Annotated in this window: 12 protein-coding genes; 4 read left to right on the top strand and 8 right to left on the bottom strand. The window is 44.1% G+C overall.

What is annotated here, in order from left to right:
* Positions 1 to 340 precede the first annotated feature (340 nt).
* Genes BM329_RS05205 through BM329_RS05195 form a run of 3 tightly spaced genes read left to right on the top strand, consistent with a single transcriptional unit; the run spans position 341 to position 3,279 of the window.
* On the top strand, positions 341 to 1,315 hold the full coding sequence (locus tag BM329_RS05205) for a Bug family tripartite tricarboxylate transporter substrate binding protein (RefSeq protein ID WP_422643820.1): 975 nt from the start codon (positions 341 to 343) through the stop codon (positions 1,313 to 1,315).
* 13 nt (positions 1,316 to 1,328) lie between these two features.
* Entirely contained in the window at positions 1,329 to 1,760 is a 432-nt protein-coding gene (locus BM329_RS05200; protein ID WP_092549898.1) for a tripartite tricarboxylate transporter TctB family protein, read from the top strand.
* A 10-nt stretch (positions 1,761 to 1,770) separates the two neighbouring features.
* Positions 1,771 to 3,279 (top strand): tripartite tricarboxylate transporter permease, encoded by a 1,509-nt coding sequence (locus tag BM329_RS05195; RefSeq protein WP_092549895.1) that lies wholly within the window; start codon positions 1,771 to 1,773, stop codon positions 3,277 to 3,279.
* A 188-nt stretch (positions 3,280 to 3,467) separates the two neighbouring features.
* Here BM329_RS05195 and fabB read toward each other — a convergent pair whose 3' ends face one another.
* Complete coding sequence (fabB, locus tag BM329_RS05190) at positions 3,468 to 4,682, bottom strand: beta-ketoacyl-ACP synthase I (RefSeq protein WP_092549892.1); 1,215 nt, start codon at positions 4,680 to 4,682, stop codon at positions 3,468 to 3,470.
* Between the two features lie 204 nt (positions 4,683 to 4,886).
* Here fabB and mnmC point away from each other — a divergent pair, with 204 nt between their 5' ends.
* A complete protein-coding gene (mnmC, locus tag BM329_RS05185) occupies positions 4,887 to 6,956 on the top strand; it encodes a bifunctional tRNA (5-methylaminomethyl-2-thiouridine)(34)-methyltransferase MnmC2/FAD-dependent 5-carboxymethylaminomethyl-2-thiouridine(34) oxidoreductase MnmC1 (protein WP_092549889.1) in 2,070 nt (689 codons plus the stop codon).
* A gap of 157 nt (positions 6,957 to 7,113) precedes the next feature.
* Here the strand turns inward: mnmC and BM329_RS05180 are convergent, their stop codons facing one another.
* The 7 genes from BM329_RS05180 to hutU all read right to left on the bottom strand — a co-directional run bounded on the left by BM329_RS05180 (position 7,114) and on the right by hutU (position 15,520).
* Complete coding sequence (locus tag BM329_RS05180) at positions 7,114 to 7,389, bottom strand: YfcL family protein (protein WP_092549886.1); 276 nt, start codon at positions 7,387 to 7,389, stop codon at positions 7,114 to 7,116.
* Positions 7,390 to 7,404: 15 nt separating this feature from the next.
* Entirely contained in the window at positions 7,405 to 7,962 is a 558-nt protein-coding gene (locus BM329_RS05175) for an elongation factor P hydroxylase (protein WP_092549883.1), read from the bottom strand.
* 97 nt (positions 7,963 to 8,059) lie between these two features.
* On the bottom strand, positions 8,060 to 9,145 hold the full coding sequence (gene aroC, locus BM329_RS05170; RefSeq protein ID WP_092549880.1) for a chorismate synthase: 1,086 nt from the start codon (positions 9,143 to 9,145) through the stop codon (positions 8,060 to 8,062).
* A gap of 342 nt (positions 9,146 to 9,487) precedes the next feature.
* Positions 9,488 to 10,423, bottom strand: coding sequence for a 50S ribosomal protein L3 N(5)-glutamine methyltransferase (gene prmB / locus BM329_RS05165; RefSeq protein WP_092549877.1), 936 nt, complete (start codon positions 10,421 to 10,423; stop codon positions 9,488 to 9,490).
* 161 nt (positions 10,424 to 10,584) lie between these two features.
* On the bottom strand, positions 10,585 to 11,949 hold the full coding sequence (locus BM329_RS05160; protein ID WP_092549874.1) for an amino acid permease: 1,365 nt from the start codon (positions 11,947 to 11,949) through the stop codon (positions 10,585 to 10,587).
* Positions 11,950 to 12,291: 342 nt separating this feature from the next.
* Positions 12,292 to 13,824 (bottom strand): histidine ammonia-lyase, encoded by a 1,533-nt coding sequence (gene hutH, locus BM329_RS05155; RefSeq protein WP_092549871.1) that lies wholly within the window; start codon positions 13,822 to 13,824, stop codon positions 12,292 to 12,294.
* Between the two features lie 16 nt (positions 13,825 to 13,840).
* On the bottom strand, positions 13,841 to 15,520 hold the full coding sequence (hutU, locus tag BM329_RS05150) for a urocanate hydratase (RefSeq protein ID WP_177216192.1): 1,680 nt from the start codon (positions 15,518 to 15,520) through the stop codon (positions 13,841 to 13,843).
* Positions 15,521 to 15,791: the final 271 nt, after the last annotated feature.

Raw genomic sequence — 15,791 nt, 5'->3', positions numbered from 1 at the left:
ATCGTGCGCAATACTTTCATTCCATCCTGCCATGTGAGCCAGATCTATATTTATTCTTTATTGATTTGATACTTAATATGAAAAATCAACTAAAGAAATAAAGCCGGAGTTATTGCACAATTGCAATCTTAACATTTAGCAATTGTTTGTAGGTTAATAAAAATAGAAACAGCTTATTAACACGCCAATGCGAAGCTTCCCACAAATTAGGCGACTAATGTCACATCCAGATAATTTTCTTTGTTAATGAAAGGTAATTGAAAGGTTTCACTCCTATAAATAAGCATGCGCCAGGAATTTGTCACTTGTCTCCCTTATCGGCGTTTTGTGAGGAATCAAAATGAAAACATTCAAAACTTTATTAATCGCTGCAAGCCTACTCCTTTGTACTCATACCTTTGCCACCAACGCTCCCGGTAGAACTGAATGTATTGCGCCAGCCAAGCCGGGTGGCGGCTTTGATTTAACCTGCAAATTAGTTCAGGTTTCACTATTAGAGACCCATGCTATCAATTCTCCAATGAGAGTCACATTTATGCCCGGTGGTGTCGGTGCGGTTGCCTACAATGCCATCATCGCTCAGCGGCCTGCTGAACCGGGTACGATTGTCGCTTTTTCCGGCGGTTCTCTGTTGAATCTTGCTCAAGGAAAGTTCGGCCGTTACAACGCCAATGATGTGCGTTGGCTGGCCAGTGTGGGTACAGACTACGGTATGATTGCCGTGCGCTATGATTCGCCTTACAAAAGTTTGACAGACCTGATGGATGCCTTCAAAAAAGCACCCGACAGAATTGTATTTGGTGCAGGTGCTTCTATCGGGAGTCAGGATTGGATGAAAACAGCATTACTGGCAAAAGAAGTGGGTATTGACCCCCGCAAAATGCGCTATGTCGCATTTGAAGGCGGTGGTGAACCCATCACGGCTCTGCTGGGCAACCATATTCAAGTTGTTTCTGGCGATCTAGGTGAAACCTTACCTTATCTTAATGGCGACAAAATTCGCATTCTTGCTGTCTATGCCGACAAACGCCTGAACGGTAATCTGGCAAATATTCCAACAGCAAAAGAGCAAGGCTATGACCTTATTTGGCCAGTTATCCGGGGTTTCTATGTAGGCCCAAAAGTCTCTGATGAACAATACCAATGGTGGATCGATACCTTTAAAAAGCTACAGCAAACTACCGAATTCAAAAAACAGCGCGATCAGCGTGGATTATTTGAATTCAATATAACTGGTAACGAACTGGATGAGTATGTGAAAAAACAAGTTGTCCAATACCATGATATGGCCAAATCCTTTGGTTTAGCAAAGTAGCAGGAGTACCATCATGAGCGATCGTATCTTTGCTGCTGTGTGGCTGGTGCTATGTGGAATAGGGCTGTTTATTGCCTGGGGAATTCATAGTGAATATAGCTACGAGCCTTTGGGTCCGCGACCATTCCCAATCATTATTATTTCATTAATGGCATTCTGTTCATTTTTATTACTATTTAAAAAAACTGATCCTGTCTACTGGCCAACACCACGAGTGTTACGTCGTTTAGTTTTGTTGATTGTATCACTGGTCATTTATGCCTGGTTATTTGAATGGCTGGGATTTCCTCTGGCAACAATATTATTGACCATCAGCGTGGCATTGCTATTTAACGCCACATTACTCTCGGCAGTTATTTCCGGCATATTTCTTGGAATTTCACTCTTTTTTGCCTTTGATCGTCTGTTAGATGTCACTCTACCCATAGGTCACTGGCTCAGTTAAGGAGACAAAGATGGATACTTGGTTATATCTGAGTCAGGGGTTTGAAGTAGCACTGGTCCCTAAAAATCTGATTATTGCGTTAATCGGCTGTTTTATTGGCACTATTGTTGGCTTACTACCCGGTCTTGGCCCCATTAATGGGGTAGCGATCTTGCTGCCACTGGCTTTTGCATTAAAATTACCTGCTGAATCCGCCCTGATTTTATTGGCAACTGTCTACATTGGTTGTGAATATGGGGGGCGTATTTCCTCGATACTGCTGAATGTGCCGGGAGATGCTGCCGCGATTATGACAACCCTGGACGGTTATCCTATGGCAAAACAGGGGCGTGCAGGTATTGCGCTTTCCATCTCTGCCGTCAGTTCATTCTGTGGTTCACTTCTTGCTATCATTGGCATCATCTTATTTGCCCCTCTTCTGGCACAATGGTCTTTGGCATTCGGACCCGCTGAGTATTTTGCACTAATGATTTTTGCCATTGCCTGTCTCGGCAGCATGATGAGCCAAAATCCGGTTAAGTCGTTATTGGCCGCTTTAATTGGTTTAAGTTTAGCCACTGTAGGCGTAGATTCGAACACTGGTGTCTATCGCTTCACTTTCGATAGCGTACATCTCTCCGATGGCATTCAATTTATTGTTGTCGTAATTGGTTTATTTTCAGTCAGTGAAATTTTGTTGATGTTAGAAAGCACGTCTACCGGGCAAAAAGTGATAAGCAAAACCGGACGCCTGTTATTTAATCGAAAAGAAGCTTCAGTCTGTATTGGGCCAACATTACGGTCATCAGTAATTGGTTTCTTCGTCGGTATATTGCCTGGTGCCGGAGCAACCATCGCCAGTGCAATCACATATATGACGGAGAAACGGCTTAGCGGTAACAGTGATTCGTTTGGCAAAGGTGATATTCGCGGGGTGGCTGCGCCGGAAGCCGCCAACAATGCTTCAGCCTGTGGCTCATTCATCCCGATGCTCACTCTCGGTGTTCCCGGTTCAGGAACAACCGCTGTAATGATAGGCGCGTTGACGCTTTATAATATTACACCCGGTCCCACAATGTTTACTGAGCAACCAGATATCGTCTGGGGGCTTATTGCCGCCTTGCTGATTGCCAATATTTTATTGCTGATCATGAATATTCCGATGATCGGGCTATTTACCCGTATGCTGAAAGTTCCAATGTGGTTTTTGGTTCCCTCAATAGCCATTATTTCGTCAGTTGGGGTGTATGCCGTTCACAGTACCACATTCGATCTTATGTTGATGGTTGGGTTAGGTGTTTTCGGTCATATCCTTAGAAAAATGAATTTTCCAATGTCACCTCTCATCTTAGGGTTTGTCTTAGGCGAAATGCTGGAGCAGAACCTGCGACGTGCGCTATCAATCAGTAATGGAAATTTTGAGATCCTGTGGAGTAGTACCATCGCTCAAGTTTTGCTGATTCTGGCAATATTAGTGATTATTATTCCACCTGCTTTGCGCATCGTTAATAAACGCCGTAATAAAATCGGGGCATCATAACTGAAATAGCCAATCCATATAATCAATGGATTGGCTTTCATTTTATACACTTCGTCTTTCAAACTGCCTCTTTGTTGGCTGCGCTCGCTCACCCCAATCACATAGTTATCTATGCTTCCGGGGATTTGCTCTCTTGCCGTCGCGATGCAACTTGAAATCCATTGTGGATAACTGGTAATTTTAAAGCATTAGTCTGAATACTTGCGCATCACTAGGGATGCATTTGTGCCGCCAAACCCGAAGCTATTGGACATAACTGTTCTTAGCTTGCGTTTGGTAGGCTCAGTGATAATATTCATACCCGCTGCTTTTTCATCCAGATCTGCAATATTGATACTTGGCGCAATAACGCCATGCTCCAGCATCAAAAGGCTGTAGATCGCTTCATGAGCACCCGCCGCTCCCAATGAATGCCCTGTCATCGCTTTGGTGGCAGAAATAGCAGGCGTATTATCACCAAAAACTTCTTTGATGGCTTCCAATTCTTTCAAATCACCGATTGGTGTCGAAGTTCCGTGGGTATTAATGTAATCTACGCCACCTTCAATATTGTCTAACGCCATCTGCATGCAGCGTACCGCCCCTTCGCCAGAAGGAGCAACCATATCAGCACCATCAGAATTAGCACCATAACCAATGACTTCAGCGTAAATATGCGCGCCACGGGCTAATGCGTGTTCCAATTCTTCAACAACGACAATGCCGCCACCGCCTGCAATCACGAAACCATCACGACTCTGATCATAAGTACGGGAAGCTCGTTCTGGTGTTTCATTATATTTAGTGGAAAGTGCTCCCATTGCATCAAATTCACAAGCCATTTCCCAGCTCAATTCTTCACCACCACCAGCAAAAATCACATCTTGCTTACCAAGTTGGATCAACTCAACAGCATGGCCAATACAATGTGCTGAGGTCGAGCAGGCAGAACTGATGGAGTAGTTAACACCTTTAATTTTAAAAGGAGTTGCTAAACAAGCTGAGACACCGGAAGCCATTGCGCGTGTAACCATATAAGGCCCAACACCACGCAGCCCTCGGGCACGCATACCATCTGAACCCGCAACTTGGTTATAGGGGGAACCACCACCTGAACCAACAACTAAACCCGTACGAATATCGGAAACTTGTTCTTCGGACAGACCTGAATCTTTAATTGCTTCATCCATTGCCAGATAAGCATAAATAGAGGCATCGCTCATGAAACGTTGGACTTTACGGTCAATCAACCCTGATGTATCCAATTTAACATTGCCCCAAACGTGGCTACGCATACCCATTTCTTTGAACTTTTCTGAGAAAGTTATCCCTGAACGACCTTCTTTCAGAGATTCAAGAACCTCCTTCTGGTTATTACCAATACTGGATACAATCCCCAGACCAGTGATTACTGCACGTCTCATTACTTACCTCATCAATATGTTTACCTGCGGGATTTATTCCACCGCACTTTAGCGTACACTTGTACGCCGAACAAGTCCGATCAGGTTAAAAATTCATGGAAACATTGATCTGGACTTAGTGATAAAACTCTCCCACGGGTGGTACAACCAGATGAAGACCGCTAAAATCCTTATAATATTATTGTCAACAATACAGGCATTATTGTGAAAAACAGTGCTATCAGCAGCGCAGCCCTAAGCTGGAATGAGCAGGGCACACCTATTTCAGAGCAGTTTGATGATGTTTATTTTTCAAATCAAGATGGTTTAGAAGAAACTCTATATGTATTTTTGAAAGGTAATAAGTTCCCTCAACGCTTTAACACCCATAGCTATCCAAACTGCGTCATTGCTGAAACGGGATTTGGTACTGGCTTGAATTTTTTGACACTTTGGCAAGCTTTTTCGCTCTTCAGACAGCAATATCCTGAAGCCCCTCTAAAACGGCTTCATTACATCAGTTTTGAAAAATACCCGTTAAAGCCTGCAGACCTGAAAACAGCACATCAGCGTTGGCCGGAGCTTCAGGCGTTTTCTGAGCAATTATGTCAGAAATGGCCCTTACACCTTGCGGGCTGTCACCGATTAATACTTGATAATGATACCATCACTCTGGATCTTTGGTTTGGAGATGTAAATGATCTATTACCTAAGATAAATTCAAGCCTGACTGGAAAAGTTGATGCTTGGTTTCTGGATGGTTTTGCTCCCTCCAAAAATCCACAAATGTGGAGCGAACAGCTGTTCACTGCAATGGCAAAATTTTGTCGTCCAGAAGGTACATTTGCAACCTTTACATCTGCCGGAATCGTCCGACGGGGTTTACAAAATGCAGGTTTTACTGTCTCGAAGATCAAAGGATTTGGACGTAAAAGAGAGATGCTGACCGGTATTTTATCTCCATCAGAAAATCCTCCGCTCTCACTGGCTAACACGTCATGGTTTGCCCGCCAGTCGGCTTCTCATACTGATGATATTGCCATTATCGGTGGTGGTATTGCCAGTGCATTGACTGCACTGGCGTTATTGCGCCGTGGCGCAAAGGTCACGTTATATTGTCAGGACGAGCAACCGGCCCAGAATGCATCAGGTAATCAGCAAGCGGCTCTCTATCCCCTGCTTAATGGCCGTGACGATCCACTTGAGCATTTCTTCACATCCGCATTTACTTTTGCCCGTCGTCAGTATGACCAATTAAGTGATAACACTATATTGTTTGACCATCAGTGGTGTGGTGTTAGTCAGTTAGCTTACGATGAGAAAAGTGGCAAAAAAATTGACAAAATGCTGCAAACATCATGGCCGGAAGAACTTGCATTTGGTATGGATCGCCAGCAATTAAGCCAAGTCAGCGGATTAGACGTTAATTATCGCGGCATACATTACCCACAAGGTGGCTGGTTATACCCCGCACAATTAACGCAAGCAGCAATTAAACTTGCCGAACAACGTGGAATGTCGGTTCATTTCAATCATAAAGTGCTCCAGTTAGTTCAAGATGAAAATGACTGGCAGTTACATATTCAGTACCAAAAACAAAAAAGTTCACAGCAAAAAATCCGACAGAAAAATCATCATGTGGTCATTATTGCCAATGGTCATTGTCTATCACAGTTTGAGCAAACTCAAAAACTTCCTGTCACCGCTGTCCGTGGTCAAGTTAGCCATATCCCAACCACAGCCAGTCTCAATCAACTGAAAAGTGTATTGTGTTATGACGGTTATATGACACCCGTTAATCCTCATAACCAATATCACTGTATCGGTGCCAGTTACCAACGTGAGCAACTGGATACTCAATATTCATCTGCCGATCAGCAAGAAAACCGTGCCCGTTTATTAAAATGTTTTCCTGATGTCGATTGGGTACATGAAGTTAATATTTCGGAAGGAAAATCCAGACAAGGCATACGATGTGTTATTCGGGATCATATGCCAATGGTCGGGAACGTTCCTGTTTTCAGTGAAGTTATGGAGAAATATGCGGATTTATCTCAACGGATAAATACCGATGAACTTATTGAGGAATCACCTTGTTACCCTGATTTATTTGTTCTTGGAGCACTGGGTTCCCGCGGTTTATGCTCTGCGCCATTAAGTGCTGAATTACTGGCAAGCCAGATTTTTGGGGAAGCATTGCCACTCGATGATGAAACATTAGCCGCCTTACATCCGAATCGCTTTTGGGTTAGAAAACTGCTGCGTGGCAAGGCAGTTAAAACAGAAAAACCTTAAACCAGCCTATTCTTCTGCGTCAGGTATAGAAAACAGCATACCTGATGCAAATTCTAATCTATCCACGCTCAACAAGGGCATTCCAATTGATATAACGAAAAGTTGTCAACGTAACAATTTGAAGAGTAGTCACAAGTCAGTCTTTTGTGTCAATCGATTAGGCTGTCGCGCTGTCCAATAATTTTTGCCAGGTTGACAAAATTAAAATCTGATCCGGTGGCGTCAATTCACCCGCTTTAATTGCTTTATAAACGCTTTCTTCAACACGTTGGTGAAGTTGTTCAGCCGTATTTGCGCCTTCTTGTTCCAACTCGGCAACAGCCAGTGTCAGATGTCCGCGGAGGTATCCACCAGCAAATAATTCATCATCACTGGCATATTCGACCATATCATCAATTTGCGCCAGAATGTGTGTTTCAAACTCTGCGAGCATTTTTTTCCTCAAAATCTATTTCAATTTAGCAAAAAGCTCTTCCGGGTAAGGAAAATGTTCTGCTTTTAGTGGAGGCGTATTGTAAAACGATTGTAGACCCTGAATAAAGCGTGCTGCTCGTGTGGGTATTCCATTTTCAAGATATTGCATGACCTGTGCATGCACTTTCCGGTGAAACCCCAGACTATCCGGTTCAAAATCGCCTTCAAGGTTGTCACAACTTACGTTAAAGGAGAAACCCGCGGCTACGCAGAATAGCCATTCCAACGACTGCGGTTTAATTTCTACTTTTTCAAACTCCCCTTGTGTTTGAGCATCACGACCATCCGGGCAATACCAATAACCGAAATCGACCAGCTTACGGCGTTCTTTTCCGGCGATACACCAATGTGAGATTTCATGTAATCCACTGGCATAAAAACCATAGGCAAATACAATCCGGTTATAGCTTACTTCATCGTCTGAAGGCAGGTAAACAGGCTCATTATCACCTTTTATTAAACGGGTATTACAGTCATCGCTAAAGCAATTATCAAAAATTTCAATCAGTTGATGATAATGATGTGCAGTCATGTATTAATTCAGAGTCCTAAAATCAAAAATAAACAACCAGCTAAACAAACCAAATGCAACCGGGCCAAGGTGATGCTGTCGATCCTCAGCGCCAGATTTACCTGCAAGGAAGTGATTGTGTCACATCCGCACATTGTGCTCGCTGACGCAGCAAATGATCCATCAACACAATCGCCATCATTGCTTCTGCAATAGGTACAGCCCGGATGCCAACACAGGGATCGTGCCGACCACGTGTCACCATGTCCACTTCTTCTCCCTGACGATTAATGGTTTTGCCGGGCACCATAATGCTGGAAGTCGGTTTTAGCGCAATATGTGCAACAATCGGCTGGCTGCTGCTGATCCCACCCAGAATACCGCCAGCATGATTACTGGTGAATCCCCGGGCTGTGATTTCATCACGGTTTTCGCTGCCCCGTAAGTTAACAACAGTGAAGCCATCACCGATTTCCACACCTTTTACTGCATTAATACTCATCAGTGCATGAGCGATATCAGCGTCCAAGCGATCAAATACCGGTTCTCCCAATCCCGCAGGGACATTCTCAGCAACTACCGTGACTTTTGCACCGATGGAATCCCCTTCTTTTTTCAATGCCCGCAATAATTCATCAAGCTGAATCAATTTGCTCTCATCCGGGCAGAAAAAAGGATTATGTTCAACGAGATCCCAATCTTTCAGTTCGCAATGAATATCGCCCATTTGAGTCAGGCAGGCGCGAATAAGAATGCCATGTTTTTCCAACAGGTATTTTTTGGCAATCGCCCCAGCGGCAACACGCATCGCTGTTTCCCGGGCAGATGAGCGTCCACCACCACGGTAATCACGCAGCCCATATTTTTGCTCATAAGTATAATCAGCATGTCCGGGACGGAAAACGTCTTTAATTGCACTGTAATCTTGTGAACGTTGGTCAGTATTTTCGATCATCAAACCGATGCTGGTACCTGTTGTTATCCCGTCAAAAACACCAGAAAGAATGCGAACCTGATCAGGTTCACGGCGTTGTGTGGTATAACGGGAAGTTCCGGGGCGACGCCTATCTAAGTCGATCTGCAAATCGCCTTCTGTAATGGCAATGCCCGGTGGAACACCATCGACAATGCAGCCCAACGCGATTCCATGAGATTCACCAAACGTAGTGACACGAAAAAACTGCCCGATACTATTTCCTGCCATTCTTACCCTGCCATCATTATTTATGCATTTAAAGAGAGCGAATAACAATAACTCACCCAATGATTAAAACCTATCTTATTTCAACAAATTGATTTGTCTTTCTATTCTTCCAGCTTTTAGGTTGCAACAGCTTTTTAGCTGTAGCACGAGGGTCATTGGACAGAGATACAATTTATATACAATGGATTTCAAGTTGCATCGCGACGGCAAAAGAGCAAATCCCCGGAAGCATAGATAACTATGTGACCGGGGTGAGCAAGCGCAGCCAACAAAGAGGCAGTTTGAAAGACGAAGTGTATATATGAAATATCCGTTTTAACCATTGAATGAATGAAAAAAATATCAGTCTTTGAATTGCTGGAAATATTCGTGATGCCCAACGAGTTGCTGGCGAGTCAGTACGAAAACACCATCACCATAATCATGTTCGAATGTCAGCCATTTAAAGGGTACGTCAGGGTATTGCTCAATCAGATGTACCATACTGTTACCTACTTCACATACCAGTATTCCATCTTCCGCAAGAAAATCTGGGGCTGTAGCCAGAATACGACGAACCAAATCCAACCCGTCAACCCCTGCAGCCATAGCTAATGCAGGTTCATGATCGTATTCCTGAGGAAAATCACTCATATCTTCTTCATCGACATAAGGAGGGTTAGTAATAATGATGTCGTATTTCATTGGTGGCATATCATGAAATAGATCTGAACGAATCGGGGTGACACGTTGGGTAACTTTGTGATTTTCTATGTTTATTTCTGTGACTGCCAAAGCGTCAGGAGAAATATCAACTGCATCAACTTCAGCTTCTGGGAAGGCATGGGCACAGGCAATAGCAATACAACCACTTCCTGTACAAAGATCCAAAATTGTTGATGGCTGACGTGAGATAAGTCCTTCGAAGCGTTTTTCAATCACATCGTTAACCAATGAACGCGGGATCAAAACCCGCTCATCGACATAAAATTCATGACCACAGAACCAAGCACGATTTATCAAATAAGCAACAGGAACACGTTCATTAACACGGCGCAAGACAAGTTCCACTATGCGCTGACGCTCTGTTGATGTCAGACGTGAAGCCATCATTGAATCCGGAATATCCAGAGGTAAGTGCAACGTGGGAAGAACTAATTGCAAAGCTTCATCCCACGGATGACATGTAGTATGCCCACAATAGATATTCGATTCGTTAAAACGGCTGGTAGACCAACGCAACATATCCAGGATGGTATGCAGCTCTGCAACAGCATCATCGGCTAAAATCTTATCCAAAAAACACCTCCAAATAACAAAAAAGATATATCAGATTGTTAGTTTGCCATGATCCCGAACACAAATCAGCTTTCCTGGCATGAGAATTGTCTTAGGATGAAATGGTATAAACAAAACATCGTAACTTGAAATCCATTGTGTATAGAGTGGTATGCGATTGGTTAGCTGTTATTTGGTTTTTTCACCCAGAGGTAATAGCTGATGGTCAGCAAGGCTATCCATACAATTCCAACACCCAATGCAATTCGGGTAGCGGGAAAATATCCCAATACAGCAATCACAAATGCCATAAATGCAATAGTCAGAGCAGGTGCGATTGGCCAGAAAGGAACAGGGAATTTAAGCTGTTTCGCTTCTTCTGCCGGCATTTTACGACGCATCATATATTGTGACAGTAAAATCATCAGCCATACCCAGACGGTTGCAAATGTCGCAATAGATGCAATGATTAAAAAGACTTTTTCCGGCAGTAAGTAATTCAAAACGACACCAAGCAGCAAAATCCCTGACATGGTTAATACGGTGACCCACGGTACACCGTTTTTTGTCAGTTGCGTGAAAGAAGAGGGAGCCTGTTTTTCCTGAGCCATACCGTACATCATCCGGCCGGCACCAAAGATATCGCTGTTGATTGCTGAAATCGCAGCAGTAATCACAACGATATTCAAGATATTCGCCGCTGATTCAATTCCCAAACTAGAGAATATCTGAACGAATGGGCTACCATTTTGTCCTATCTGATTCCACGGATAGATACACATCAGAACAAATAGAGTCAGAACATAAAACAACAAAATACGGAACGGAACCGCATTAATTGCTCTTGGGATAGATTTTTCCGGATTTTTTGCTTCACTGGCTGTAATACCGATAACTTCAATACCACCAAATGCGAACATCACAACCGTAAATGAGGCGATCACCCCGGCAATACCATTTGGCATAAATCCGCCATGTTTCCATAAGTTTGACAGACCAGTGATATGATCGGCTTCTTGGCCGAAACCATACAGCATAATGGCAAAACCACCGGCAATCATGAGAATAATCGCAACAACTTTGATGATTGAAAGCCAAAACTCCATTTCACCAAATACTTTGACGTTACACAGATTTATCGCACCGATGAAAAAGACGATGCCAAGTACCCAAATCCACTGATCAACATGGGGAAACCAGAGTTTCATATAGATGCCAAATGCAGTGACATCAGCAAGACAAACAACCAGCATTTCAAAAACATAAGTCCAGCCAGTCAAAAAACCCGCCAATGGACCTAAATATTGAGTCGCATAATAAGAGAAAGAACCCGGAGAAGAACGATGAACTGCCATTTCCCCCAACGCTCGCATGACCATGAAAACCGCTGCACCACCAATCGCGTAAGCCAACAATACCGCTGGTCCCGCTGCTTTAATGGCTCCCGCCGAACCATAGAAAAGCCCTGTGCCAATTGCCGACCCTAGTGCCATAAAGCGAATGTGACGAACACTTAAGCCTCGCTTGAGTTGTGAAATGTTTTGCATGATTTATCCTTATATCTTTTATACCCGTCATCTTTCAAGTTGCAGCTTTGTTGGCTGCGCTCACTCACCCCAGTCACATAGTTAGCTATGCTCCCGGGGGTTCATTCCCTTGCCGTCGTGCTGCATCTTGAAATCCATTGGGTATATTATTAATACCCGCCATTTTTCAGCTACCGTTTTGTTGGCTATGTTTATTCCCTTCAGTCAAATAGTGAGCTATATGTTTGGCGATTTGTTCCATTGCTGCCGCACTGCGGATCAATATCTATTGGGTTATAGATTGGAAAAGATAAATACTACGATAAGGCCGGTTTTAGCCGGCCTGGAACGATGTGTTTTTATTTAATTTTCTAAGATTTTTCCAGCAGGCAGCAAGGCAGAAAGTTGCTGTTCCGCCAACAACTGAATAGATTCTTCAATATCCGGCGCGAAGAAACGGTCTTTATCGTAATGTGTCACTTTATTTCGCAGGATATGACGGGCTTTTTCCAGTATTGGGCTACTCTTCAGGCCATTGCGAAAATCCATTCCCTGACAAGCAGTCAGCCATTCAATCGCTAAAATTCCGCGTACGTTCTCTGCCATTTCCCATAAGCGGCGACCAGCGGCTGGTGCCATTGATACGTGATCTTCCTGATTGGCCGATGTTGGCAAACTGTCAACACTGGCAGGATGTGACAATGCTTTGTTTTCACTGGCTAAAGCGGCTGCTGTTACCTGTGCAATCATAAAACCTGAGTTCACACCGCTATTTTCGACCAGAAACGGCGGTAACTGAGACATATTGCTATCCATCAATAAGGCAATACGACGTTCTGACAATGAACCAATCTCTGCCAGTGCAATAGCCAGATTGTCCGATGCCATAGCGACAGGTTCTGCATGGAAGTTACCACCAGAAATCACTTCATCTTCTTCAGTAAATACCAGAGGATTATCGGAAACCGCATTAGCCTCAACCATAATCACATCAGCAGCATGCCGGATCTGGGTTAAACAAGCCCCCATTACTTGTGGCTGGCAACGCAATGAATAAGGATCCTGAACTTTCGGGCAGTTTTTGTGGGATTCAGAGATATCACTTTGCTCTTCCAATACGAGACGATAAAGGGTTGCTACATCAATTTGGCCTTTCTGACCGCGCGCTTCGTGAATACGCGCATCAAATGGCTTACGGGAACCAAGAGCCGCTTCAACAGATAACGCACCACAAACAATCGCCGATGCCAGTAAGTCTTCTGCGGCAAATAATCCTTTCAAAGCAAAGGCCGTTGAAGTTTGTGTTCCATTAAGCAGTGCCAATCCTTCTTTTGCTACAAGACAAATGGGTTTGAGTCCGGCTTTCTCCAGAGCTGCTTTTGCTGGCAACCATTCACCGTGATAACGGGCTTTACCTTCACCCAACAACAACAGACTCATATGTGCTAAAGGCGCCAAATCCCCTGAAGCACCGACTGAACCTTTACTCAGGATACAGGGATAGACTTCAGCATTCACTAAAGCAGTTAATCCTTGGATCACTTCCAAACGGATACCAGAATAACCTCGGGCAAGACTATTGATTTTCAACACCATAATCAACCGAACAAGTTCATCGGCTAAAGGCTCGCCAACCCCTGCAGCATGAGACATCACGATCGAGCGCTGTAACTCTTCCAAATCGTGTTCTGCAATGCGGGTATTTGCCAGCAGACCAAAACCGGTGTTGATACCATACGCCGTCCTGTTTTCACTGATGATGCGATTCACACATGCGACACTGTTCTCAATAGCAGGGAAACATTGTTCATCTAATTTAATGTGGACAGGATGCTGACAAACATGGCGTAATTCTTCAAGCGTCATTTGTCCCGGATGAATAGTAATATTTTTCATAATCAACAATGTCCCCTTATTTTACATCAATCATTGGCAGGTTCAGTCCCTGCTCTTTCGCACACTGGATAGCCAGTTCATAACCCGCATCAGCATGACGCATAACACCTGTTGCTGGATCATTGTGCAATACACGAGCAATACGTTCTGCCGCTTCATCCGTACCATCACAAACAATGACCATACCGGAGTGCTGGGAAAATCCCATACCAACGCCGCCGCCATGATGTAAAGAAACCCATGTTGCGCCACTTGCAGTATTCAACAATGCATTCAGCAGCGGCCAGTCAGAAACGGCATCAGAACCATCCTGCATTGATTCTGTTTCCCGATTGGGACTGGCTACAGAGCCTGAATCCAGATGGTCACGGCCAATCACGATCGGAGTGGAAAGCTCCCCACTGCGTACCATTTCATTGAATGCCAATCCCAATTTAGCGCGATCTCCCAGGCCCACCCAGCAAATACGCGCAGGCAAACCCTGAAAACTAATGCGCTCTTTTGCCATGTCTAACCAACGATGTAAATGGGTGTCATCTGGCAACAATTCTTTGACTTTCGCGTCAGTTTTATAAATATCTTCAGGATCACCGGAAAGTGCTGCCCAGCGGAAAGGCCCAATACCACGGCAGAACAAGGGACGAATGTAAGCAGGCACAAAACCCGGAAAATCAAAGGCATTTTCAACACCGGATTCTTTTGCCATTTGGCGGATGTTATTGCCATAATCGAAAGTCGGTATACCTTGTTTCTGGAAGGCCAGCATCGCTTCAACATGCACAGCCATTGACGCTTTCGCTGCTTGAATCACGACTTCCGGCTCTGCCTCAGCACGCCGGCAATATTCTTCCCATGTCCAGCCTATAGGCAAATAACCGTGCAAGGGATCATGCGCGCTGGTTTGGTCTGTCACCATATCAGGGTGGACACCACGACGTACCAATTCAGGCAAGATTTCTGCGGCATTACCGCACAATGCTATCGATACAGTCTTTCCTTCCCGGGTATAGCGTTCAATACGTGCTAAAGCATCGTCTAAATCAGCGGCTTGTTCATCAACATATTTAGTACGCAGACGAAAATCAATGCGACTTTGCTGACATTCGATGTTCAATGAAGAAGCCCCAGCCAAAGTTGCTGCCAGTGGCTGTGCCCCGCCCATTCCACCCAAGCCGGCAGTCAATACCCAGCGTCCGGTTAAATTACCGTTGTAATGTTGGCGACCAGCTTCTACAAACGTTTCGTAAGTGCCCTGCACAATGCCCTGACTACCAATGTATATCCAGCTACCCGCTGTCATCTGTCCATACATCGCCAATCCTCTGGTATCCAATTCATTAAAATGTTCCCATGTTGCCCAATGTGGAACCAGATTCGAATTGGCAATCAATACACGCGGCGCATTTTCATGCGTCTTGAATACGCCCACCGGTTTACCTGATTGCACCAGCAGGGTTTCATCATTTTCCAGATTTTTCAGGGTCTCAACGATTTTTTCATAACATTCCCAGTTTCTGGCTGCACGACCTATTCCGCCATAAACAACTAATTCATTCGGATTTTCAGCTACATCCGGATCAAGATTATTCATAAGCATGCGGAGTGGAGCTTCTGTCAGCCAGCTTTTTACTGTGAGTTGCGCCCCTCTGGGTGCACGAATGGTTACGTTGCTGAATTTATTATTTTGCATCGTCACGGTTTTCCTATTTTATCTTTATGAATTTTGTTAATTGTATAGTTGTACATACATGTATATTCAATAGGAAAAAATGTGACGCAGATAAAGTCGATAATATGGGACACATTATTATTTATAATAAATATCAATGAGTTGATGATGATTTATTCTGTGATGGGCAGACTAATGTTTTTACTGATTTTGTGTTTCAGGTCACATTTTGTTTACATTGTATTTACGATAATTAATAAAAAAAACCTCTTCAACCCAAAGAAGGTAAAAGAGGCTT

The organism is Xenorhabdus koppenhoeferi (assembly GCF_900116635.1).
GTDB lineage: Bacteria > Pseudomonadota > Gammaproteobacteria > Enterobacterales > Enterobacteriaceae > Xenorhabdus > Xenorhabdus koppenhoeferi.
Note: the sequence above shows the minus strand (reverse complement) of the source record. Positions and strands in the feature narration are given on the sequence as shown.

Excerpts from the sequence above, each read along its gene's own strand:
- BM329_RS05205 (WP_422643820.1), top strand. The coding sequence starts at position 341 with ATGAAAACATTCAAAACTTTATTAATCGCTGCAAGCCTACTCCTTTGT.
- BM329_RS05200 (WP_092549898.1), top strand. The coding sequence starts at position 1,329 with ATGAGCGATCGTATCTTTGCTGCTGTGTGGCTGGTGCTATGTGGAATA.
- BM329_RS05195 (WP_092549895.1), top strand. The coding sequence starts at position 1,771 with ATGGATACTTGGTTATATCTGAGTCAGGGGTTTGAAGTAGCACTGGTC.
- fabB (WP_092549892.1), bottom strand. The coding sequence starts at position 4,682 with ATGAGACGTGCAGTAATCACTGGTCTGGGGATTGTATCCAGTATTGGT.
- BM329_RS05180 (WP_092549886.1), bottom strand. The coding sequence starts at position 7,389 with ATGCTCGCAGAGTTTGAAACACACATTCTGGCGCAAATTGATGATATG.
- BM329_RS05175 (WP_092549883.1), bottom strand. The coding sequence starts at position 7,962 with ATGACTGCACATCATTATCATCAACTGATTGAAATTTTTGATAATTGC.
- aroC (WP_092549880.1), bottom strand. The coding sequence starts at position 9,145 with ATGGCAGGAAATAGTATCGGGCAGTTTTTTCGTGTCACTACGTTTGGT.
- BM329_RS05160 (WP_092549874.1), bottom strand. The coding sequence starts at position 11,949 with ATGCAAAACATTTCACAACTCAAGCGAGGCTTAAGTGTTCGTCACATT.
- hutH (WP_092549871.1), bottom strand. The coding sequence starts at position 13,824 with ATGAAAAATATTACTATTCATCCGGGACAAATGACGCTTGAAGAATTA.